16 protein-coding genes are annotated in these 21,390 nt (G+C 43.7%); 5 read left to right on the top strand and 11 right to left on the bottom strand.

The window, feature by feature from the left end:
- The first annotated feature begins 3 nt into the window (after nt 1-3).
- On the top strand, nt 4-3,132 hold the full coding sequence (locus MHN32_RS12720) for a lantibiotic dehydratase (protein ID WP_235368524.1): 3,129 nt from the start codon (nt 4-6) through the stop codon (nt 3,130-3,132).
- Nucleotides 3,133-3,177: 45 nt separating this feature from the next.
- Here MHN32_RS12720 and MHN32_RS12725 read toward each other — a convergent pair whose 3' ends face one another.
- Nucleotides 3,178-4,743 (bottom strand): NAD(P)-binding domain-containing protein, encoded by a 1,566-nt coding sequence (locus MHN32_RS12725; RefSeq protein ID WP_239421876.1) that lies wholly within the window; start codon nt 4,741-4,743, stop codon nt 3,178-3,180.
- A 237-nt stretch (nt 4,744-4,980) separates the two neighbouring features.
- On the opposite strand from MHN32_RS12725, the gene MHN32_RS12730 reads away from it, so the two are divergent.
- Complete coding sequence (locus MHN32_RS12730) at nt 4,981-5,499, top strand: hypothetical protein (RefSeq protein WP_206473555.1); 519 nt, start codon at nt 4,981-4,983, stop codon at nt 5,497-5,499.
- A gap of 49 nt (nt 5,500-5,548) precedes the next feature.
- Here the strand turns inward: MHN32_RS12730 and MHN32_RS12735 are convergent, their stop codons facing one another.
- The 6 genes from MHN32_RS12735 to MHN32_RS12760 all read right to left on the bottom strand — a co-directional run bounded on the left by MHN32_RS12735 (nt 5,549) and on the right by MHN32_RS12760 (nt 14,959).
- Nucleotides 5,549-5,722 (bottom strand): hypothetical protein, encoded by a 174-nt coding sequence (locus tag MHN32_RS12735; RefSeq protein WP_017218574.1) that lies wholly within the window; start codon nt 5,720-5,722, stop codon nt 5,549-5,551.
- Nucleotides 5,723-5,950: 228 nt separating this feature from the next.
- Nucleotides 5,951-8,497: a family 20 glycosylhydrolase gene (locus MHN32_RS12740; protein WP_239421878.1), complete on the bottom strand. Its 2,547-nt coding sequence runs from the start codon at nt 8,495-8,497 to the stop codon at nt 5,951-5,953.
- Nucleotides 8,487-9,362: an ROK family protein gene (locus tag MHN32_RS12745; RefSeq protein ID WP_239421880.1), complete on the bottom strand. Its 876-nt coding sequence runs from the start codon at nt 9,360-9,362 to the stop codon at nt 8,487-8,489. The genes MHN32_RS12740 and MHN32_RS12745 overlap by 11 nt, the downstream gene beginning before the upstream one ends.
- Before the next feature lie 6 nt (nt 9,363-9,368).
- Nucleotides 9,369-10,634: an MFS transporter gene (locus MHN32_RS12750; RefSeq protein ID WP_239421882.1), complete on the bottom strand. Its 1,266-nt coding sequence runs from the start codon at nt 10,632-10,634 to the stop codon at nt 9,369-9,371.
- Between the two features lie 106 nt (nt 10,635-10,740).
- Nucleotides 10,741-12,228, bottom strand: a complete 1,488-nt coding sequence (locus tag MHN32_RS12755) for a tryptophan halogenase family protein (RefSeq protein WP_239421884.1) — start codon at nt 12,226-12,228, stop codon at nt 10,741-10,743.
- A 76-nt stretch (nt 12,229-12,304) separates the two neighbouring features.
- Nucleotides 12,305-14,959 (bottom strand): TonB-dependent receptor, encoded by a 2,655-nt coding sequence (locus MHN32_RS12760; RefSeq protein WP_174170165.1) that lies wholly within the window; start codon nt 14,957-14,959, stop codon nt 12,305-12,307.
- 284 nt (nt 14,960-15,243) lie between these two features.
- Between MHN32_RS12760 and MHN32_RS12765 the strand changes: the two genes are divergently transcribed.
- The 3 genes from MHN32_RS12765 to thpR all read left to right on the top strand — a co-directional run bounded on the left by MHN32_RS12765 (nt 15,244) and on the right by thpR (nt 17,542).
- A complete protein-coding gene (locus tag MHN32_RS12765; RefSeq protein ID WP_010606984.1) occupies nt 15,244-16,110 on the top strand; it encodes an AraC family transcriptional regulator in 867 nt (288 codons plus the stop codon).
- 170 nt (nt 16,111-16,280) lie between these two features.
- A complete protein-coding gene (locus MHN32_RS12770) occupies nt 16,281-17,003 on the top strand; it encodes a helix-turn-helix domain-containing protein (protein WP_010606983.1) in 723 nt (240 codons plus the stop codon).
- Nucleotides 17,004-17,023: 20 nt separating this feature from the next.
- On the top strand, nt 17,024-17,542 hold the full coding sequence (gene thpR / locus MHN32_RS12775; RefSeq protein ID WP_174170166.1) for an RNA 2',3'-cyclic phosphodiesterase: 519 nt from the start codon (nt 17,024-17,026) through the stop codon (nt 17,540-17,542).
- Between the two features lie 235 nt (nt 17,543-17,777).
- On the opposite strand, the gene MHN32_RS12780 is transcribed toward thpR, so the two are convergent.
- The 4 genes from MHN32_RS12780 to MHN32_RS12795 form a co-directional block, all read right to left on the bottom strand.
- Complete coding sequence (locus MHN32_RS12780; RefSeq protein ID WP_174170167.1) at nt 17,778-18,065, bottom strand: hypothetical protein; 288 nt, start codon at nt 18,063-18,065, stop codon at nt 17,778-17,780.
- Nucleotides 18,066-18,486: 421 nt separating this feature from the next.
- Entirely contained in the window at nt 18,487-19,143 is a 657-nt protein-coding gene (locus tag MHN32_RS12785) for a hypothetical protein (RefSeq protein ID WP_199539668.1), read from the bottom strand.
- Nucleotides 19,107-19,853, bottom strand: coding sequence for a hypothetical protein (locus tag MHN32_RS12790; protein ID WP_010606979.1), 747 nt, complete (start codon nt 19,851-19,853; stop codon nt 19,107-19,109). The genes MHN32_RS12785 and MHN32_RS12790 overlap by 37 nt, the downstream gene beginning before the upstream one ends.
- Nucleotides 19,854-19,876: 23 nt before the next feature.
- On the bottom strand, nt 19,877-21,163 hold the full coding sequence (locus tag MHN32_RS12795) for a LysM peptidoglycan-binding domain-containing protein (RefSeq protein WP_174170170.1): 1,287 nt from the start codon (nt 21,161-21,163) through the stop codon (nt 19,877-19,879).
- Nucleotides 21,164-21,390 lie beyond the last annotated feature (227 nt).

Below are 21,390 nucleotides of genomic sequence, written 5' to 3' on the forward strand. Positions count from 1 at the left end.
ACTATGTCAGCTAAAATATCAACAGATTCCTTTTTTGTATTAAGGACACCAAAGCTGCCGATTGAAACCTTGTTCAATCAACAAGATACTAATGCTATGCTGAGTGCCTGGCTCGCCACACCTGGTGTGGTGGAAGCCCTTTATGTTGCAAGTCCTTCGTTGCTCGAACGCTTGGAACAGTGGCGCGAAAAGCCAAACTCTAAACAAGGTAAAAAAGTTGCTTTAGCACTGCTGAGATATTTAATTCGGATGTCATCTCGTCCTACACCTTTTGGTCTTTTTTCGGGGATCCACACGGGTAAAATTGGCTCAGAAACTCGACTTGTGAGTGATAACGCAGAGCATGATTCCCGCAAAACTCGTTTAGATATGTTTCTATTGTCAGCCGTTCGCTCTCATTTAGCCGAAACGGAAGCAAAATCGGATAGTTTGTCCTATTTACCAAATCCTTCCCATTACTTCATAGCAGATCAGTGTCGTTATATAGAAACTTACCTTTCTGATGACTCGATGCAATATCGCCTAAGTGCAGTCGATAGTGATGAATACTTCATCACTATGTTGGAGCTTGCGAAGCAAAAGCTCAGCTTTTCTCAGCTAATTGAGCAATTTTGTCACCGCTATAACGAAGCTGAATATGATGAAGTTAGCGCCTATCTAGAAGAGCTCATTAGCGAAGGGGTGTTAATTCCTGATATTCCGCTACCTCTTACCGGTGATAGCCCCGACATCGCGCTAATTAAAGCACTGAAAACCATCGCGCCAGCAGAGATTTATACTAAGGTGGAGCAAGCAGTTAATGACCTTGCTATTATGGATGAAAAGGGACATGCAACGCCTGAAGAATATCAAACCATTTTTAATTACCTCTCTGAATTACCAGTAAAAGTTCAAGAAAACAAACTGTTTCAATCGGATACTTATCGCGCGTTTTTGCATTGCGAAATGTCACGACAAGAAGTTGCGAGAGTGAACAAGCAGCTGCAATTGATTGCGAGTTTGAATCGCAGCACTAAGCAGAATCCACTTGAAAATTTTATTTCTAAGTTTAACGCGCGATTTGAAGGACAATTTGTGCCTTTGGACATGGTATTGGATGATGAATCGGGTATCAGTGTCTCAACAGAAACTGGTTATGATGCCCCTCTTGTGGGTGGTTTGCAGTTGGGTCGAGCGAATCGCGGTCAATCTAGTTCCCCTGAATATACTGAACTGGATCACATTATTGAGCAGGCAGTTACATTGCCAAGCAATTTAGGTACAAGCTGTGTGGCTCTTACCAGTAGTGAGTTGAAACAAAGAGTTAAGGATAAAGTAGAACTTAACTTGCCACGTTCAATGGCTGTAATGTTGAGTTTATTTGAGGACGAAAAGTCTAATCCCGTATTTAAGTTCAACGGTTGTTACGGGCCGTCTGCGGCCAATCTTTTGGGTCGCTTCTGTCACCTTGATGAAACATTAAAAGAATCGGTTATTCATCATTTAGAGCAAGAACATAGTCACAGTGAAGACGTTATCTTCGCTGAAATTGTACATATGCCCGAAGGAAGGCCCGGTAACGTAATTGCGAGGCCACATTTACGACAATACGAAATCGTCTTCATGGCGGACAGTTCACTTGACCCTGAATACCAGATCCCGCTAAGTGATTTATACGTTTGGGTCGAAAGCCAGCAGGTTAAACTCTGGAGTAAGCGGTTAGATAAGCGCATTATTCCTCGCTTATCCAGTGCGCATAACTTCTCTGCCAGAAGCTTGAGTGCTTATAAATTCCTTTGTATGTTGCAACATCAAGAAAGTGAAACGCCCAAGTTTTCACTGCCCTCGAGCCTAAGAAACGCAACCTATGTCCCACGTATCATGTTAGATAACCTGATTCTGCATGAGAAAACATGGCGTATTGAGCGCAAAGAGCTTGAGGCGTTGCTGGTTAATCAGAGCATCGAAGAAAATAAGCTTCAACAACTCAAAGATAAGTATTTGTTAGACGATTGGGTGAGCTTTGCTGCAGGTGATAATGTGCTAACTTTGAGTTTGAGCCAAAGTGCGATGGTAGAAGTTTTGTTGATGGAAACCAAAGGCCGTCATACGGTTGAGCTCAGTGAAGTGTTGGCATCTCAATTTGCACCACGAGTAACAGATACACAGGGTCGTCATTATACTAATGAAATCATTGTTCCTTTACTTAATGAGAGTGCAGCTTCTCACACGCACTACATTGAAAAGCCGTTAGAAAATATTACGGCTACACCAATCTCTCGGCGTTTTAGTGCTGGTTCCGAGTGGCTTAGCTTAAAAATATATTCAGGTAATACTATTGTTGAGCAGCTGCTTTATGAGCAGTTATTGCCGCTTATTGAGGAAAATAGCGCATTATTCGATAAGTGGTTCTTTATTCGCTATGGCGATCCTGACTGGCATCTACGCTTACGCTTCCAAGGCAAGCCAGAAGTACTTTGTGGAGAGCTATTGCCGAAACTTAATCAGCTGTTGTCACCTATGATAGAGAGCTCTCAGCTACATAAAGTTGAATTAATGACTTATGAGCGAGAGGTTGAGCGTTACGGCGGTCCGCAGTCTATGGCTTTGATTGAAAGCTTATTTATGTTTGACAGTGAGCTTATTGCAAAAAGTTGCCAGCTTGTCGCAGAGTTTGGTGAAGATGTCCGTTGGCGCGTCGCGTTAGCTTTTACTAATCGATTGCTAACGTTATTTAGCTATGATGCTGAACAAAAGCTATCGCTAATCTCTTCATTGCGCGCAGGGTTTGGTAAAGAATTTAATGAGAGTAGTGCGCTGAGAAAGCAGCTCGGCAATCGTTATCGCGACCATCAAACACAGCTCGATGATGACTTTGCGAAGCTTAATATTTCGAACCTAGCGCAATGTGATGAGGCTCAGCAAGCTATACTTGCACTGTTAGAAGGTTGGCAAATGCAGGCTGAGCCAGTGGTGAAGGAAATTCTGACGTTAGAAAAGTCAGGTTCGCTTAACCTGAGTACACAATCATTGCTGGGCTCTCTTTTACACATGCATAACAACCGTATGTTTAAAGCCTATGGTCGAGAGCAAGAATTTGTTATTCATGATATGTTGAGACGAAAATACTTTTCTGAATCTAAAGCCTTGTAGAGTATGAAAAGGTTGGCTTGATTGCCAACCTTTTTCATTTATGAGCTATGCTGATGCTTTATTTTGCATTTTTTCACCAGCAAGCTGTGGCAGTACTCGCTCAATGAATTGTTGAAGTGGTTTAACGTGCGCTTCTATGTCAGTCCAATCCGCTTCTAAGTCCTCAATAATATGATGAGTTTCTATCACCTCACCTTGATAGCAAAGTTCAATGATGGGGTGTAAGAATTTACTTAATTCCGCGTCAGTCGCGTTGTCTTTATGCACCCGAACCTGGTTGAACGGGTCACCTTCAATTGGCGCACCAAAGTCTAATGCTATCTGCAAATGATAGTGATCACCTAGGTGAGCATGGAGGTATGGGCTCGGTAGGTGCTTGTAATACTGCGCCATACCGGTCTCAGATACTGTGACGGCATCCACCATAAAGCCATGTTGCTGCCATAGCGCGCTAGTCTCATTGATACGGCTGAGGATTGCGCTGCTAATTGCTTCTGGTGTGCCAAGGTGTTGATCGCATGCAAGCGCGGTATCGTGATGTTTTTGCTTTAACATCTCGACTAAAGCGCGGCTATTGTATCTAAAACCATGAATAAAGCCTGAAGTTGACTTACGATATTTGGTGGATTGAGTGAGTGTGCCTGCAAAGTAAAGACCTTTCACATTAATGGATTCAAAGCTGCAATCTAGAGACGGGAAGCGGCCCTCAATCATTAAATCGGGTTTTGCGCTATCGGCAAAAACGCTGCTATCCATGGCAAACCCTGTACAACAAATGATCTCGTCATACTCTATGGTTTCTTGCTCTCCATTTGCGTGGGCATAACTAAAGTGCACGATAAAGCGGTCGTCTCGTTTCTCAATTAACTTAATGTCGGCGTCTAAGATAGCATTTTGAGATTTAAGCTGATAAGTATCTAAAATATTATTGTTTACGGCACGTAGGTCGCCAACATAGTGCGTCTTCCATGCCATATCTAAAGGATTTGGACTACAAACATGGATTAGACTTGTAGCAGGAATAAGGTGATCAGCCGTTTCGAAAGCGGAGTTTCCTTTACCGAGAATAAGTACGCGCTTGTTTGCAAACGGGGCCAAATCAATATTTAAGTCAGAGTATTGCGTCACTAACTCAATTCCCTCGATCTTTGGAATATAAGGTTTAGGGACGCCTGTACTAACGATAACGCGAGACGCTTCATATTGATCATTACTTGTTGTAGTTACTACAAAGTGCCCAGCAATTTTTTCGATGGACTTAACATGCTGGTTATAAGCAACATTTAGCTGATTTTGGTCGACATAATGATTGAGATATTTGACTAAATTATCTGCACTTGGGAAAAAGTTTTGGTCAAAGCTTGAAAAGTTTAGGCTGTAGTCATCAGTTAAAATTGAGTTCCAGTCGTGTCGTAAGTTGAACTCAGGGTTTGTCGAACCAGTATATACTTTATTAATTGAAATCAGTTTTCGGTGAATTGGGAATGTTTCGAAAAAACATCCTGCGCGCTGACCTGACTCCAACATAAGGTAGGACAAGCCATTTTGTTTTAGATGATAAGCAGTTTGGACCCCCGCAGGGCCTGCGCCAATAATAAGATAATCAAGCATGTTTGTTGTTCCTTGTTGGTGTTGGTGCTGCAACAACTACTCTAGACAGGGTAAGGTTCCCCGCTTTCCCTATTGCAGTTATGATATTAATTTGTTGTGTAATTGTTGTTTTAAAATGTGTATTAATTGTGTATTTGCAATGTTTTTTTACCAATGGTGGGATGACTGGTTCACCTTAAGTACGCAACTTGTGCATGAAGATTTATACTGATTGAGACACAATCAACGGAAATAAAAATGATGAAAAAATTCGGGCTCGCCATATTGGTGGTATTCAGCACGCTATCTTGGGCTAATGAAAAATTAAATGAAGAACTCTCGGTGTTTACACCTTATCTCGGTACTTGGCAATCGGACTTTGATGTAGCTACAGATAAGCCAAAGATGCAGGATGTGAGTCACTGGGAGCGGGCTTTAAATGGCACGGCTGTTCGTACCTTACATTCAATCAACGATGGCATGTACGGCGGAGAGTCATTAATTTTCTGGGATAAAAGTAAAAACAGTCTAGTGTTTTACTATTTTACGACGGCAGGGTTTTACACCCAAGGAACGATGGAAGTCCTGAGCCAGACCGAGTTTGTGGCATACGAAGATGTCATTAATAACAAAGATGGCATTACAAAGGTGAAATCAACCAGTAAATTTGAGAGTGGTCAATTTACGGTGTCGACACAATATTTGAAAAACGGCGAGTGGACTCAACCTGAGTCGCGTGTTTACACGAAAAGTGAGAAAGAGGTTAAATTTAAGTAAGCCTTAAAGTGCCTCCAATGAGGCACTGAACTGTGATATTTACTCTTGATTAGTAAATATCAGGGCAAGTGTGGCGACCACACGTATTGGCAACACAATGCGTTAGCCTGTCTTGGCTGAAGCGAAGCGCGCCGCCTGCAACTTGTGGAGTCATTACTGCAGGTACTGTTTGTTTGTCAGCAGATAGGGCTTTGATTTTCTTTTTGTTTAACGATAATTTCATTTCAGTATTCCTTCTAAACTAGATGCTCAGATTGAGCTACAAAAGTGGATTAACGCGAACTAATTTGTTTCGATTTTTTCGAACAAAAAAGAAACACAATTGCCAAGCTAAAACATATTGCTTACTTTTTCAACATTTTGCTTTCGAATGATTATATGATGGGATATTTGGCAACAATGAAAACGCCAAGTACCTAATAAAGTACTCAGCGTTAAAAACCAGTTAGGCCTACTTTTTGTCTAAACTTAGCGATCTTCCCTTGCGCTCGGAGCCTAACCGAGCTGCCCTAAGTGCAAGTACGTTGCTTAGTGAGGTATTGAAGGGCACCCAGTTGCCGTTTTCAAGCTGTGCTTCGATAACAAAACCCGGAATGGCGGTAAAAGCGTCGAGCTTTGCTCCAGATAGCTGTTTTGCGGCGACGACGGGAATGCGAAATTCAATTCCGGCTTGTGCTAATTTAGGTAGCTCTTGATGGCCCAAAATAGCCACGAATCGTTGCCAATCAGCCTCACGTTGCGCCTGTAACTTTGCAGTAAAATATCCGCTAGACTGGCTGTATATACGACCGGCTTGGTAGGGTAATTCCCACTCGGCATGGTGCCATGCACGCTCTGCAAGGGCCAATAGCCGTGGATAAAGCATGTATTCGGCTTGTGCATCACTGCGCAGCATTTCACTCCATAAGTGCCCTTGGAGCCCGGCAAACTTAACCCCTTTGTTTAGTGATGAGTCGCTGTCGTTGGCTATGTAGGCGTGGTTATTGGTATTTTTCCAGATCTCTGCATGTGCAGGAAGGTTGTCTGGCATAAATTCAAACATCTTCTTGCTTTCGATAGCACGGCTTGCCCAGTGATTACCACGCTCTTCTGGGTGAGATTGATATGGAAAGTCAAAGTAGGTTACATCAGGGCTAGACAAGACCACCTGCCAGCCCTGATTGGCGAAGCGATGCGCGACCGCGTGCCCGTTTTCGCTTAATGTCGCCCAAGCATTGCTCTGTACGTTTGCTGGCATATTTGCAGCACGTACATCACCTAAACCGTCGCTCCACCCTGCAACCTGTATTCCTTTTTTATCTAGTAACTTTGCGATCCGTTCAATGAAGTAACCGTTAAAGTTGGTAAAATCTTTCACGCTTGCCTGCAATTTTTCACAAGCCGGCGACTCTAGCCAAGCACCTGCGGTTTCATCTGCACCTATATGGTAAGTGTTGAGTGGTACACCTGCACGGTCATGCAGTACTTTTACTTCGCTTAATACTTTGTCGATAAAGGTATAAGTGTTTGCAATACAGACATTTAGCGTGTTGTCGTTATAATGTTGAATGGAGCTGTAACGCGTCTTGTCAGCAGCTTCTACTAATCGATATTGCTGCGCATCCTCTGGTTTGCCTTGTGCCATCAGCTTTTTATATCGCGCCTCCATGGCGATGATTGCAGCGCGTGAGTGACCAGGCATATCTAATGAGGGTAACACCTCGATATGATGCGCCTTGGCATAGCGCAGGATCTCAATATAATCCTCTGCAGAGTAAAAGCCATTCACTTGCGCGTTTTTATCATTCCCAGCGCCTAATTGCGGCAATAGGCAGCGAGTTTCGGTCAAATCAAAGCAGCGATAAGCGCCGACAGAGGTGAGTTCGTCAAGACCGTCGATGGCTAAGCGCCAACCTTCATCATCCGCTAAATGGAGGTGCAATTTATTTAGTTTATACGCTGCCATCTGTTCAATGGTTTGTAAAATAAAGGCTTTGGAGCGGAAGTTGCGGGCAACATCGACGTGTAAACCACGAAAGTCGTACCTTGGTGTATCATTAATACCCACTATGGGAATACTTAAATCATTAATATCCAACAGCCCTGCAAGGCTTTGTAGCGCATAAAATGCAGCAGCGCTGTTATTGGCTTGGATTGAGATATAATTTTCGGCGACCGTCAGTTGATAATGTGGACTTGATTGCTTATTTGGCTTTACAGCGACATTAACTACAAGCCCGTCCTTGGTGCTTTTTACCCCAAGGGTATTGAGTCGCTGTTGTGCCATGGCGATAGCATCAGCTGAAATACCTGAAAGTTGCAGATTAATTCCGGCTGCTAGATTGAGTCGTTTATCGGACAGCACTGTCAGTTGTTTAGGTTTTGGTATCAGCCCAATTGCAACATCAAGTGTTGGCTTCACTTGATGTTGATATAAGTATTCGCTGCCCATCCACGGGGTGTCATCTTTACTGCTGGTTTGCAGCTGGTTGAGCGTATCAAATGGCGTCAGATAAGGTTGTAGCTCAAGTCCTGTGTCGTTATCGCGCTGGGTTTGCGTGCTTTTGATCACTTGTGGGGTGAGCTTAAGCTGCGCGTCCGTTACAACATAATTTGGCATAAACTCCGAGCGTGTAACCTGAGAGTCCTTGGTATAAAAGCGCACGGTAGTGGGAGTACTTGAAAACCCACTAAACCCTGCTGCAGGCGTGATTTTGTGAATATCACCATTGATATGGGTGATGGCAAAGTTATCGCCCTCAACATGGTAAATCGGCATCAGTTGGCTAAAAAAGATAGCAAAGTCATTATTTGCCTTGGTATTTTCTGTAGCTACGCTAAAACTCAGCTCTGAGTAATAGCACTTTTGCTGTGCCTTGGGGCAGGTGCTTGGCTTGCTATCAAGCAAGGTGTACTTTACATCAAGATTTTGGCCTAACCAGTTTACTGCTGTTTGGTCGAGCGCATAAAGGGGTGACGACACCCCAAAAAGTAGGGCCATAAGCCGATTAAACTTCATTGGCTAGTTCCTTGTTATCATGGTTAATTTTATTGTGTTGAAACAATCCGTACGCCCCTAAAAGTGGCGCGTGATTTAAGGTGCTTGGAATGACACGAACGGATTGATATAGAGCATTGCCAAGCAACTGCTGCATCTTGGCTTCAAGTGCAGCGTTAAAATAGTCATATGAATGCGTCACGGAGCCGCCAAGTACAATGACATCTGGATTCAGCACCATGACTATTTGCGCGAGTGCATGACCAACATGACTGCCAAAAGTTTCAAATTGTTGTAGTGCAAATGGGTCGCCACTGCGTGCTTGTTCGGCCAACCACCTCCCTTCAATTCCTTGTCGCCCAAAGAACTGTCCTGAAGCATAATCTTCAATAATTCCATCAAGATAGCTTAAATTTCCTAGCTCTCCTGCAGCACTATGGTTACCCGTATATAAATTACCGTTAAACACAAAACCGGCACCAATGCCTGTGCCAAGGCATACGCCAATTAGGTTGTTGGCATGGTGGCCACCATATAAGTATTCACCAAATGCAAAGCAGTTTGCGTCATTATGGACAACAACGGGCAATGAAAAGTGGCGTTCTAACAACCGTTTCAGAGGCACATTTTGCCAATGAGGAATATTTTGTGTTGTCAGCACGGTGCCGCTGCACACATCCAGTGTGCTTGGTACGCCAATCGAAATACCAGTTGTTTCGGTCGTTAGGTTTTCTTCGATTAAACGAATAACAAAGGCATTAACTTGGTCTAAGTTGGCCTGACTAGGCACCGCATACTGGCGTACCTGTTCGACCTGAGTGTGGGCAACCGAAGCCACAAGCGCTTTGGTGCCACCCAAGTCAATACATAACAAAGAGTGATTCATCGTAATTTAACTATTTTCATTTAGAGGTTGAGACAGCGTCTTTTGACTATTGCCAAAAGTTTTATTTTTAATCAAAGGATTAGCCCATACACCAACACTTAGAATATAGCTAAGTGGCAGTAGTAACAGCAGGGCAGCAAGTTGTAAGTTGTTACTCAATTCAGCCGCAAAACCTATGATGGGAGACATAAAAGCACCGCCAATGATCCCGGTACATAAAATCCCTGTGATTGCGCCATGGCCGGTTTTGAATGAATTTAATGCCAGAGCAAAGATGACCGACCACATAATAGAGAGGAAAAATCCCACAATTGGAAAAGCAATAAGCGCCACCGTAGTGCTACCGAATAACGCACTTAGGAGCGCGATAGCGGCGCCGGAGCTGAATAAAATCAAAAGCTTTTGCGCATCAATGAGTTTAAGTAGTGCCAGTCCAAGTAAACAGCCTAAGGTTAGGCATAACCAGAATTCGCTCACCACTTTTGCGCCTTCGGTGGCTGGGTCTAGGCCATGATATTGCTGCAAAAACACGGAAATAAGGTTAGCGACGCCTTGTTCTAGCGCAACATAAGCGGCGATAGCGGCAAAAAATTTCAATACGGTTCTATCTTTAAAAAAACCGATGCTTTGTGACCAGCTCAGCTGCTGCTTTTTCTGCTCCGGTACCGCGTTAAATGGTGTAAATTGCGAGAGTAATAGCATCACGACGCTTAGGATAGCGAATACCGCATAGATACTTAGCCAGGTTTTATCTGCTGGGATAACACCAGACAGCGCTCCGCCAAATCCCTCTGCGGTGGTGACTTGAGACTGTAGTTTGCTATACACCAGAGGCGCGAGTGTTGCTGCAGCACCAAACATCAACTGTGCAAACACCGAAAGCACGGCAAAGTGTTCTGAACCACCGCTAGCGCGTAATAGTGGATTGATAGCCACTTGCAGTAATGCCATGGCACAGCCGAGCATAAACAACGCAACCATGGCAATGGCAAACGTTGGCATTAGCACAAAGGTCGTTGCACCAATTGCAGCAAGGGTAAATGCGAGCTGCATAACGGCTTTTTCTCCAAAACGCTGAACTAGCAGTCCCGCTGGAATAGACATCACACCGTAAGCGATAAAAAAGGCGAACGGGAAAAACCCCGCAAGCGTTAGACCTATGCTGTAACTTTCTATTAATGCTGGAAAAATCGCGCCTAAAATATTGGTGATAAAGGACACCGTAAAAAAGGTTGCCAATACTAAGGCAATCACTAGGTAGCTTTTTTTCATGTTGTATTTCCACCTTCATTAGAGAGCGGGTGATGGCGTGGCGATCTCGCTTGTGGGCAGACAAACAAAAAGATCAAGGGGAATCTCACCACCACCCGCAATTGGGTTATGCACGAAACGCTTGTGCTCGCTGTAATTGTTCCAGTGCTGTTGTATGGGCAGTAAAATGCTCATCACTAAGCTTCGTTAGATAGGCCTTGGCCGCTTGTTCGATATGCTGTGGTGCTTGATCAAAGGGCATTTGGCAGGTGCTATCGCGATGATCCATGCCGCCAAGTAAGCAATACCAACTGGGACGAATATAGGGAGAGTGCATCCTGTGTTGGTTGAGCCAAGCATCAAAATCACCACCGCTACGCCAGTGTGTGAGCAGCTCATCGAGCTCGTTTAAGCTCAGTGCCGCGACTTTTGCATCTTGCCAATACGGTGAATCTGCGCGCTTGCTGGTGGCGTAATGTGCCAGTACATACTCTTTAATACCGAGCACCAGATCCGACAGTTGTTGATTGATGGCTAGTGTCTCGAGCTGTTGCGAAAGCAGCTTATTCAATAACTCAATGCTATAACCTGTGACCATCAGCGCGGTGGCTTCGAGTGGTTCAATAAAGCTCTGCGCGAGGCCAATAGCAAACACATTGCCTTCAATACTGCGCGCCATCATGCCCACTTTCATGGTGAGATGTTTGGCTTGTCCTTTATCGAGTTGCGCGGCTTGACGCAGTTGAGCCTCAGCCTCTTCGGGAGTGGTATGTGCGCTGCTGTACACGTAACCATATCCGGTTCTGCCTTGTAGCGGGATCTGCCAGCGCCAGCCGCACGGCATCGCGATAGCAGAAGTGCTTGAAGGTAGCGGGTTTATTTTAGCGCCGGCAATCGCGACAGCAGAATCATTGAGTAACTGATCTGCAAAGGAAATAAAGGGTACTTCGAGCGTTTTCTCTATCAGCAGGGCGTTAAACCCTGAGGCATCGACGTAAAAATCGCTTTTCACCTGCTCACCCGACTCAAGTGTCAGTGCAATAATTTCTTTGGCATGATGCTGTACGCTACTCACCGTACTTTGAATATGCTTTACGCCTCGCGCTAGGCTAAATGCCCTTAACCAATCCGCAAGTTTTTGCGCATCAAAGTGATAGCCGTATTCAAGCGCCCTTGGTAATGGACGCTGTGGCAGAGGTGCTTGTTGCTTGTCGGCCAGCACTGCAGCTAAGAAGTAATGTTCGGGTTTATCTATATATTCGCTACCACGACGTCTGGCATTGGCGTTGACAAAGTAGACTTCCGCTGTTTTTACATCCATTTCAGAGAAGAAGGGATGGAAATAGCCGCCATTGTCGCCATTCCAGTTATCAAAATAGATCCCGGTTTTATAGCTTGCTTGGCATGCGGGCATCCAATCGCGCTCTTTCACACCAAGGCTTTGCATAAAAAGCTGCAAATGTGGCGTTGAGCCTTCGCCAACGCCAATTCTGCCAATACTCGATGACTCAATCACCGTGACCGATAAATTGGGTTGATGCTTAGCAAGGTAGGCTGCGCACATCCAACCGGCGGTACCGCCACCAAGGATGGTGAGTGACTGTATTGTTTTCATAGGCAAATGAGTTTTCATAGGCAAATGAGTTTTCATAGGCAAATGACCCCAGCCGCAAGCGACTGGGGCTCCGAGGTTAGAACTTATAGCTGACGCCAAGGTAATAACGCGTACCAAATTCAATGGTGTTCTGCGTTAAGTTGTAGTTGGTGTCGTAAGATTGAATAACCTCATTGGTCAGGTTTACACCCTCTAAGCTGACATCCAGATTTTCCATTGCATGCCACACCAAAGATGCATCCCATTGTTGGTAGCTATCGTTGCGCACCGCTTGTGCTGCACCGACGCCAATCCATTCACTACGCCAGTTATAAGCGATACGTGCACTGAACTGCTCGTTTTCGAAAAATAGCGAGCCGTTAAATGAGTTTTCAGATACTCCCGGCACCATTTCTTTTGCATTATCTGGTGTGGTGGTTTCACTATCCACGTAGGTGTAGTTAGTAATAAAGCCAAAGCCATTATCAAAGCTATGTTGAAGCTGCAGTTCTATCCCTGTTACGTCACCGTCTCCGTTACTACGTGGGCGTGTGACTCGGCATTGATCATACTTAGAAGGGTCGGTACCGCATCCGTCTACATATTCAATCGCTTCGGTAGAAAAGACAACGTTGTCAATTTTCTTCACAAAAACGGCTGCTGAGAGCAAGGAAGCTTCGGTAAAGTAATATTCAACGCCAATATCTGCTTGATCTGCTTCATAAGGTTTAAGGTTCGGGTTACCACCGGAGGCAGAACCAAAGTTGGCATCGATCGCTAGGCCTGGTTTTAAGTCGTTGTAGTTAACTCGAGACATAACGCTAGAGGCGGCCGCACGGATGATAATATCGTCGCTGTAGTCATAAGCGAAGTTGATGCTCGGTAGCCAGTTGTCGTAGTCAACCGTTTCATCGAAAACCGTGTTATCAACATAGCCGCTGGACTGCTGTTCTGTATCCACATAGCGTAAGCCGATATTACCGCGGAAGTTTTCACCGCTGAAGTCACTTTGCACATAGATAGCGAGCATATCTTCTTCGACATTGTAGGTTTTACCAAAATCTTGCTGCTCGATTAATTCACCCGCCTCATACTTGCCAGTGATAAAATCCCACCACTTATCTTCATCGAGCTTGGCGTATGAATTAAGAATATGTCCGCCCGTTTGCGAATGAAGATTGGTAAAAATACCATCACTCCAGTTAGCTAAGCTATTACCATCAGGGACAAAACCAACAACATCCGCTGGGTTTCTTTGGAGTGCGATACGTGAAAATTCGTTTTTGTTTACTTTCACACCCGCTTTGATGTTCTTGAAGTAATCGTGTTCTAACATCCACTTGATATCGGCTTGTGCATAACTTACTTCATGCTCTTGAACCGTAGTTTGGAAGTTTGATTCATGAGCAAATTTGAGCTGTGAGGCATCGGTTGGGTCTAACGAATCAAACCAAATTTGATAAGGGCCTGTGGCATCGTAAGTAAAGCCACCATCAGTACTATTTTGACCATTAGGGAAGGCTGGATCGCCAATTTTGTCACCTTCATCCGTTGCTGGGATCCACCAACTTGAGGAACCAAACTGTGTACCTCCATCAGATGTAGATCGACCAATAACACCGCTTACCTCGAAAGTATCACCGACGTATTTACCACTGAAGTTTAAGACATCGACTTCCATATTTACGGCGTTACGAACAGTAGGGTTGTATATAATGTTCGCGTAAGCTGGCAAAATACGCGCACGCTGCGTACCGCCCGCTGCGTTGTTTTGTACATCAACAGCACCTGCACCACGGGCACTTACGGTAAGGAAGTTATGGTTTACATGTGGATTGTCAAACTCAAAGCGAAAGTAGTCTACTGTAAACTCGGTGTTATCGCTTGGCGCAAATTGCGCCGTGAGTTGCGCGCTGGTGCGCTCGCGCTCAGCTCTAAATGCTTGTGAGCCGATTGCCCAAGCGCCCACTGTAGATGCTTGTCCCGTATCTTGATCCGCCGCAAAATATTCATAGTAGCCACCAATGGACTCAATAACGTGACGGCCTGAAGTCAGGTTCTCAACAGAATATGCTGCGAGCACACCAAATTTTTCATCGTCACTCTTCCAACTACCTAAAAACGATCCGCTTAAGTCATTTTCATCATACAAGGTAGAGCGGCCCATTTCTGCCGACACCATGTAAGTGTGTGCATCTAAGTCCAGTGGTTTACGCGTGACAAGATTCACTGTACCACCCAGCGCACCTTCTTCAAGGTTTGCTTCAGGCGTTTTGTAGACGTTCACTGCCGAAACTTGCTCTGCTGATAACAGCTCCATGTTAAAAGTACGTGTCGATGGACCTAAATCATACCAATCGGTACTGGCAACGGATTGGCCATTTAATAGAATGCGCGATTGCTCGGGCGCGGTACCACGGATAGTAACACCACTTACTTCACCATATTTACGGTCGACCGTGACCCCTGAAATACGCTGTAGCGCATCACCAATGTTTTTGTCGGGAAACTTACCAATATCTTCCGAGGTGATAGCATCAACAATACCATCTGCAAAGCGCTTGGTGTTCATTGAAGCTTCAAGCGAGCGGCGAATGCCTCTTACTTCAATTACTTCGACTTTTTCAGTTGCGCTTTGTTCTTCGGCTAATGCTGATGGTGCAGCGGTGAGTAAAAGGGGTGATAAGGTACTTGCTGTCACGATGGCGGCAAGTTTATTCAATTTAAATTGCTTCAACTTAGTTGTTTTCATTGTTCTGCCCATTGTTCCTATTTGTTGTTGGCAGAAGCTAGGGTATCGCCTTGGGTGTTTTTTAAGCGGTATATTTCTATCTACTAATGATACTTTTCACGCTTAAATGAGCGTAATTTGACAAAAATACTTCACTGCACTTCAGGCTGTCGCTATATTTCGATAGATTAATATTGGTTGGTGATTGAATTTGCATGATATGCAACGAGGTGTAACGAGTAGTTGTTTTAAAGTTTATAACATGTCGATTTTAAATAAGTTTATTAATGTAAAAGGAAATTGCTATGCGCGCGATGTACGAGAAAGTACTACCATCTCCTGGATGTTCATGGCGTTATTGCCTGTATCAATTGCCCGAAATTCCCTTTAATTGGCACTATCATCCGGAATATGAGATCTGTTTGACGCTCAACAGTGTCGGTGTATGTCACGTGGGTGATCATATCGCCCCTTACGAAGACTTAGATTTGGTTATCCTAGGCCCTGACTTACCACATACTTGGCAGTCAAAACCGAATCCGGATCACTCCGCTCACGTTGTCCATGTTGCACAAATACCTGCGCACTGGTTGGAATCTTTAGTGGCTCAGCATCCTGAATTACATGGCTTATCTGAATTGTTAAATGCAGCGCGCCGAGGCGTCAAATTTCCTGTGGAAGTCGCACGGCAAGCGAAAAAGTGGTTTGAGCAAATCGCGGATGCCGAGCCGTTAATGCGCTTTGTGCTTTTGCTCGAAATGTTAACGCGGATGACGACATCGAACTATCAACATTTAGCCAGTAACGGCTTTCGCTTTGACGCCCGCCATGATCCCGCGAAAGACAAGTTCGACCGGGTTATTGCCTATATCTATGATAATTACACCGACAAATTAAGCGCCGATGAGCTTGCACAACAAGTGCACATGAGCACCAATCACTTTCACCGTTTCTTTAAAAAGCGTACGGAGCGTACTGTGACGGAATTTATCAATCAGCTGCGTATTGCCAAGGCCTGTAAACTATTAATTAGCTCTGCCTCTCCCATTAGTGTGATATCGGATCAATGTGGTTTTAATAATATTTCTAATTTTAATCGTCGTTTTCAAGCGTTGAAGGCGTGTACGCCCAGTGAGTTTCGTGCACGGCTGCACCAAAAGGCATTGTATTGATCTGGACGTGAGCCTGTTTATGCGCTTTTTAATCAAAACTTCAATTCAAACCGTGAATATTTCGTAATGCTATGATATTCATGCTTATTCCTAAATATTCAACTTGGTATTTATCAAGGAATTGCCAAGAATGTGCCGGGTCGCAACAACAATAAACGAGGATGACCGTGATGACACTAGGACACTTTATAAAACAGATCCGTACACAAAAAGGCTTGAGCCAACCCCAGTTAGCGGAGCAAATGTGTGTTGAGCAAAGCTATTTATCTAAACTAGAAAACGACAAATCCGTGCCTTCTAACGAGGTATTTAGAAAGTTACTAACGGCGCTGAATTTATCCTTAGATGAGTGTATGCAAACCCTTTCAACACAAGGGAAGCGTGAAGAATTAAGCCAAATTCCAGATATAGAGTATTGGTATAAGCAGCATCAACAATCAAAACAAAAGCAATATAAGCAACTTGCGATATTAGCTATTTTGCTAGTGTCTCTCGGTGTTGGGTTATTTTGGAGTGGCTACAAACAGATATTTTTTAGTGAAAAACTGTTTGAATATGAATCTCAGGGGGTATTGCAAGCTGGTGAACCCGTCGAACTATATAGAAAATGGCGCTTTCTCCTTGTCCCTCATAGTAGGAATAGCGATATTGAATTTGTGGAGCAAGTTAAGCTTGCCATGGCGAAACGTTTAGATAAAAAAACGGTATTTTTTTCAGACTATAAAGGGAGCGCTTATACCGAATCAGTAACCGATGGTAGAAGGCATTATCGTTTTCAAGGCCCTAAATTTAGTGAGCGTGTAGAAAACGCCTGGCTGCAATTTATTGGCTTATTGTGTCTCTCCGCTGGGGTTATGCTAACTTTAGTAGGTAAGCGGTTAGTTAAACCTTAGATTATCAATATAGGTGTAAGATGCAAAAACGATTATTTTTTGGTATTGGCATGGATGACGACACTCGAGCGCATATTGGCCAATGGCTGGTGGATAGTGTGAGCGCGAGTAAAGCCAATACTCAGCCGAATAATTGGCATCTTACACTGGCGTTTCTTGCTATGGTGGAGGAGTCACAAGTAGCTGAGCTTTGTGATTTTGCGAGTGCTCTATCGGTGCCTAAATTTACACTCACCTTTGGTGACTATGGCTACTGGCAGCACAATGGCATTTTTTACTTAAAGCCCGAACACAAACCACAAGCTTTGCTTGATTTAGCCAATCCATTGCGTGCTTTTGGAGAAAAATGCGACCTCTATCACAACCCGCATCCATTCTCACCACATATCACGCTATTTCGAAATTGTAAGCCAGAACCTAGTGTTACGAAGCCCATTACGCCTTTCTCGCTGATGGTAAAGAAGTTCTACTTATACCACTCTCACCGCAATGAAAATGGCCTGATTTATGAGCCAATAGCGTCTTTCTTCTTGAGCTGAAATGTCTATTTTGAATGCTTTTTCCAAATAGAATAGAGTGTACTGCTAAGTAAACAGCTAAATAGCAAGACAAAGATATAATTTGGCACGCCGTTATAAAGATATAACGAGAGGTTAGTTGCTAATAATAGTAATAATGCAATGTACTTCATTCAGTTTAGTTCCTATATTCTTCAAAGCTTTATTGAGAACTAATGTTTGATACATCCCCTGTTATGCCCGTTTGTAGCAGGCCTTAGCTTTTCTTAGAGTAAAAGGGTTCGAGTAGATAACAGGCTAATCCATAGGCGCAGCCGAATCCGATAGCAACAATTGGTAGCATTTGTATTTCACTAGCACCAAGCCAACTGCCAAAAATAAACACCAATGACACAACAGAAACTAGGCATATTGTTATCTTTGCGAGCACAATTAAAATATGCTGTTTTAAAGGTAAGTCGCACTTTTCCTTCCATCTCTCTTGAAGTACTACGTAAATAAAAACGAAAAACACAGGTAACAGAGACTCAATAAACTCAAACATGATTTCGTGTCCTACTAAGTAGGTCAGATCCAGAACACGGAGCTGACCGATAGGTGAAGCGTATTTATTGTAAAGCTTCTTCGCTAATCCACCCAAAGCTGCGCCAACTAGAAAGGCAGCTACAAATCCAGCGCCATTAACTTGGTCTGTTACCAGACTATAACTGTATCTGTAGCGACTAGAGCGTCATGACAGAGAGGTCTTGCTGGAAATACAAGAGGTGTAGTTATGACTGCCATCCGTATTCGCCAGAGACTCACTCAATAAACCAACATATCCTAGATGCGACTTGGTCAAGTTAGCATAAAAACTCACAAGTTCAAAAACCAAGAAAATAAAATTTATTCAATAATATTAGTGCATTATGTTTATATGTTATAGAGGGATAACAACTCAGTTTGCCAATCGTTATAATTGTTTGTTAGCTATGTAGCCAACGCTTTAGCTTTTTAACCAAAGTTTCAAACCAAGTCAGTTGATAGCGTTTGTATTTCTCGCACTTGAGGAATAGCTTTTTGGTGGCTTCGTTTCGTGCTGGGCTAATATGTAGACGGCTACACTCTTTACTTGCGTTGTGCCAATCTTGTGCGCTGACGGCTTTAATTAAATTAGGAAAGGCCAAAAATAACTTACTGGTACCAAGGTTATAAGCCATATCCAACAGCGCAATCTTAGCGGGTGTTGGTAATAGCTGATAAGGGATGCTGCCAGTTTCTTGTTTGGCGAGAAAATGAATGAGGTACTGTTCAAACTCTTTGATTTGCTCTACAAGGTATTTTTTAGATGCCTTTGGTGGCAAGGTAAGCTCGGTATATTGCGCATACCAAGAAGCTTTATAGCCGCTGGGTTTGCCCTTAATATTACGGTATTCATCGCGCTTTTGTTGTAGGGTGGCAGAGCGTTTGGAACGTCTATCTCGCATCGGTAATTGGCAAAATTGTTCAACACTTTGCATATGAAAACCAACACCAATCGTCGGATTGGCATTCACATCTAAGTACAAGTGCAGTACCTCACCCTCAAATTGCAATAAGTGCTGTATTACTCTTTGGTAGAATTTATCGGTGTCGTTGAACAACTAGGTACCTCAGTGATCACTGCTTTTTCGTTCGTGGTATAGCACTGTTTTAGTATAGAACAGTAGCAGGCCTCTGCCTTAAAAACTGATTTGTGGGCATCGATTTTATCCCATAACCCGCGATTAAAATTGCTTTTTGGCATGGTGAAAATGTTGAAGGTGTCGCCATCTGCCAGCAATATCTTCTGTGGTGCACTGGAAACATACCAACCAAACTTTTTTAGATAATTGATATTTGATTCTTCGTCTTGAGCATCACTAAGCGCTGCTTGATAGGCGTTAAGGTTACAACAAGCGTCCATCAGTTCGGTAACATCAAAGTAATTTTCGCCATCAAACTCGTACTTAATGTAGTGGATTATGGCAGGTCCGGTTCCTGAATTGCGAATATCGACTCTAATCGTTGCTTGAGTGGAGTCTAAATCAAAGTTGCTATAGCTGAATTGTAGCCATGGCCAGGTTTCAGTTTTTAGCTGCTTTTCGGCTGCGGAAACCTGCTCCTGAGCAGCCTTTGCTTGCAGGTAGGTGGCGTAAAACGACGCTGCGGAAATAAACATCGCACACAGGGCTAAAATGGTGTTCATTTTAGAGCGAGAGAGTTTAAATGTCCCTCTCGCTTGTCTTGAATTATGTGGAGATGGGTTTAGGCGCTCAGTGCGTTTCTCTTCGGTCAAATCTTCAGAGTGTGAGTTATTATTATGTTCTGACATATTTATCCAACTGATATTACGCCCTAGGGCGACAGAAATACGAGTAACGTATCGCCAATTTTCAGTCTATCTGTCGAAAGCTGATTCCATTGCTTTAGCTTAGCGACACTGACATTAAATTGTTTCGCAATGCGCCATAAACTATCGCCGTGTTTGATCTGATAGTCCAGTTGTTTGTCTGCCAAAATGGGCAAAATTAGCTTTTTTCCTGCACGAATACGGTCACTCTTTAATTGATTAAAGGCTTTTAATTCGGCGACAGTTAGCGAGTAGCGCTTTGCAATGGTGCTAAGAGAGTCTCCACGTCGAATAGTATAATGTTGCCATGTATCCGCGGGCATTTTTGGTAAGTGTGTGAGCATGGTTTGCCACTCTGACACGCGCGCTGTAGGGATGACAATATGCTCAGGGCCGCCGAGTAATGCAGGAAAACGTGCATAGCCTGGATTTAATACCTCGACTTCTTTCCAACCTTTAAGATCAGATAAAATAGCTTGTTGTTCGAGTTTAATAACGCTGATTAACGAACGATTAGGGATCTTAGGAAACTTCATTAAGTCATGCTTTAGCAGTTGTGATGCCGCAAGTAGCTTTGGTACGTAGTGACTTGTTTGGCGCGGTAGCTTCAAATGGAAAAAGTCAGTTGGTTTACCTGCTTTTTTATTTCGTTCAATGGCTGCAAGCACTCTACCTTCACCTGTGTTATAGGCGGCAATGGCATGATACCAATCACCATCAAAACGTTTGTGGAGGTATTGCAAAAAGTCCAATGCGACACGGGTCGAGTCTACGATATCTTGGCGGCCGTCATACCAAGCGTTGATCTTGGCATCATAATGTTTTGCAATCAGCGGTGTGAGTTGCCACAAACCCGAAGCATGCTTGTGAGAGTAGGCTTGGGTATTAAAGTCGCTTTCAATTAGCGGCATCAATGCAAGCTCTATTGGCATATCGCGCTTTTCGACTTCTTCTACTAAGTAATAAAGTAGCGGCGCTGCACGTTCACTGATGGTATCCATATAGTTTGGATGCCTGAGATACCAATCAATCCGTTGTTTTACACGCTTATCGTCGGAATCGGCAAAGCTGAGCTGATCTTTAATGCGGAGCCATAAATCATCAGTTGCGAGCGGATCATATGGTGTTTTAACCACCGTTTTAGCTTCGTTTTTAACTGTTTCTCTTGGCTTATTTACACCAGTTTGCACGGAGTTATCTGGCGTTGGTTCATCCTGTTGAGGTTGCTGTATTTGGCTACAGCCATTTAGGAGCAGGATTGCTGCGAGTAATGGAGTGATGAGGTTTTTCATAGAGCCTTTTTTATTATCCTTTTATTATGCAGTCCAATGAGGCATCTGAACCGCATAAGATTGTATATAAATTCGGTGCAAATGCAAAAATAGGCACCTTACCTGTTGCGGCTGTGTAGTGTAGAGCGATGAAATGGATACAAAATGAACTTTAGCGTTACAGCATTTATCATTGATTAATGGGATTAACGCAATAACACGCGATTGCTCACTGATCGTGTATTGCC

Source organism: Pseudoalteromonas sp. Of11M-6, assembly GCF_022347905.1.
Lineage (GTDB): Bacteria > Pseudomonadota > Gammaproteobacteria > Enterobacterales > Alteromonadaceae > Pseudoalteromonas.

What these genes read in the sequence shown, in the direction of transcription:
- MHN32_RS12725 (WP_239421876.1), bottom strand. Translation starts at nt 4,743, where the DNA reads ATGCTTGATTATCTTATTATTGGCGCAGGCCCTGCGGGGGTCCAAACT.
- MHN32_RS12720 (WP_235368524.1), top strand. Translation starts at nt 4, where the DNA reads ATGTCAGCTAAAATATCAACAGATTCCTTTTTTGTATTAAGGACACCA.
- MHN32_RS12780 (WP_174170167.1), bottom strand. Translation starts at nt 18,065, where the DNA reads ATGTTTGAGTTTATTGAGTCTCTGTTACCTGTGTTTTTCGTTTTTATT.
- MHN32_RS12755 (WP_239421884.1), bottom strand. Translation starts at nt 12,228, where the DNA reads ATGAAAACAATACAGTCACTCACCATCCTTGGTGGCGGTACCGCCGGT.
- thpR (WP_174170166.1), top strand. Translation starts at nt 17,024, where the DNA reads ATGCAAAAACGATTATTTTTTGGTATTGGCATGGATGACGACACTCGA.
- MHN32_RS12795 (WP_174170170.1), bottom strand. Translation starts at nt 21,163, where the DNA reads ATGAAAAACCTCATCACTCCATTACTCGCAGCAATCCTGCTCCTAAAT.
- MHN32_RS12770 (WP_010606983.1), top strand. Translation starts at nt 16,281, where the DNA reads ATGACACTAGGACACTTTATAAAACAGATCCGTACACAAAAAGGCTTG.
- MHN32_RS12765 (WP_010606984.1), top strand. Translation starts at nt 15,244, where the DNA reads ATGCGCGCGATGTACGAGAAAGTACTACCATCTCCTGGATGTTCATGG.
- MHN32_RS12750 (WP_239421882.1), bottom strand. Translation starts at nt 10,634, where the DNA reads ATGAAAAAAAGCTACCTAGTGATTGCCTTAGTATTGGCAACCTTTTTT.
- MHN32_RS12735 (WP_017218574.1), bottom strand. Translation starts at nt 5,722, where the DNA reads ATGAAATTATCGTTAAACAAAAAGAAAATCAAAGCCCTATCTGCTGAC.
- MHN32_RS12740 (WP_239421878.1), bottom strand. Translation starts at nt 8,497, where the DNA reads ATGAAGTTTAATCGGCTTATGGCCCTACTTTTTGGGGTGTCGTCACCC.
- MHN32_RS12730 (WP_206473555.1), top strand. Translation starts at nt 4,981, where the DNA reads ATGATGAAAAAATTCGGGCTCGCCATATTGGTGGTATTCAGCACGCTA.
- MHN32_RS12745 (WP_239421880.1), bottom strand. Translation starts at nt 9,362, where the DNA reads ATGAATCACTCTTTGTTATGTATTGACTTGGGTGGCACCAAAGCGCTT.
- MHN32_RS12790 (WP_010606979.1), bottom strand. Translation starts at nt 19,853, where the DNA reads ATGTCAGAACATAATAATAACTCACACTCTGAAGATTTGACCGAAGAG.
- MHN32_RS12760 (WP_174170165.1), bottom strand. Translation starts at nt 14,959, where the DNA reads ATGAAAACAACTAAGTTGAAGCAATTTAAATTGAATAAACTTGCCGCC.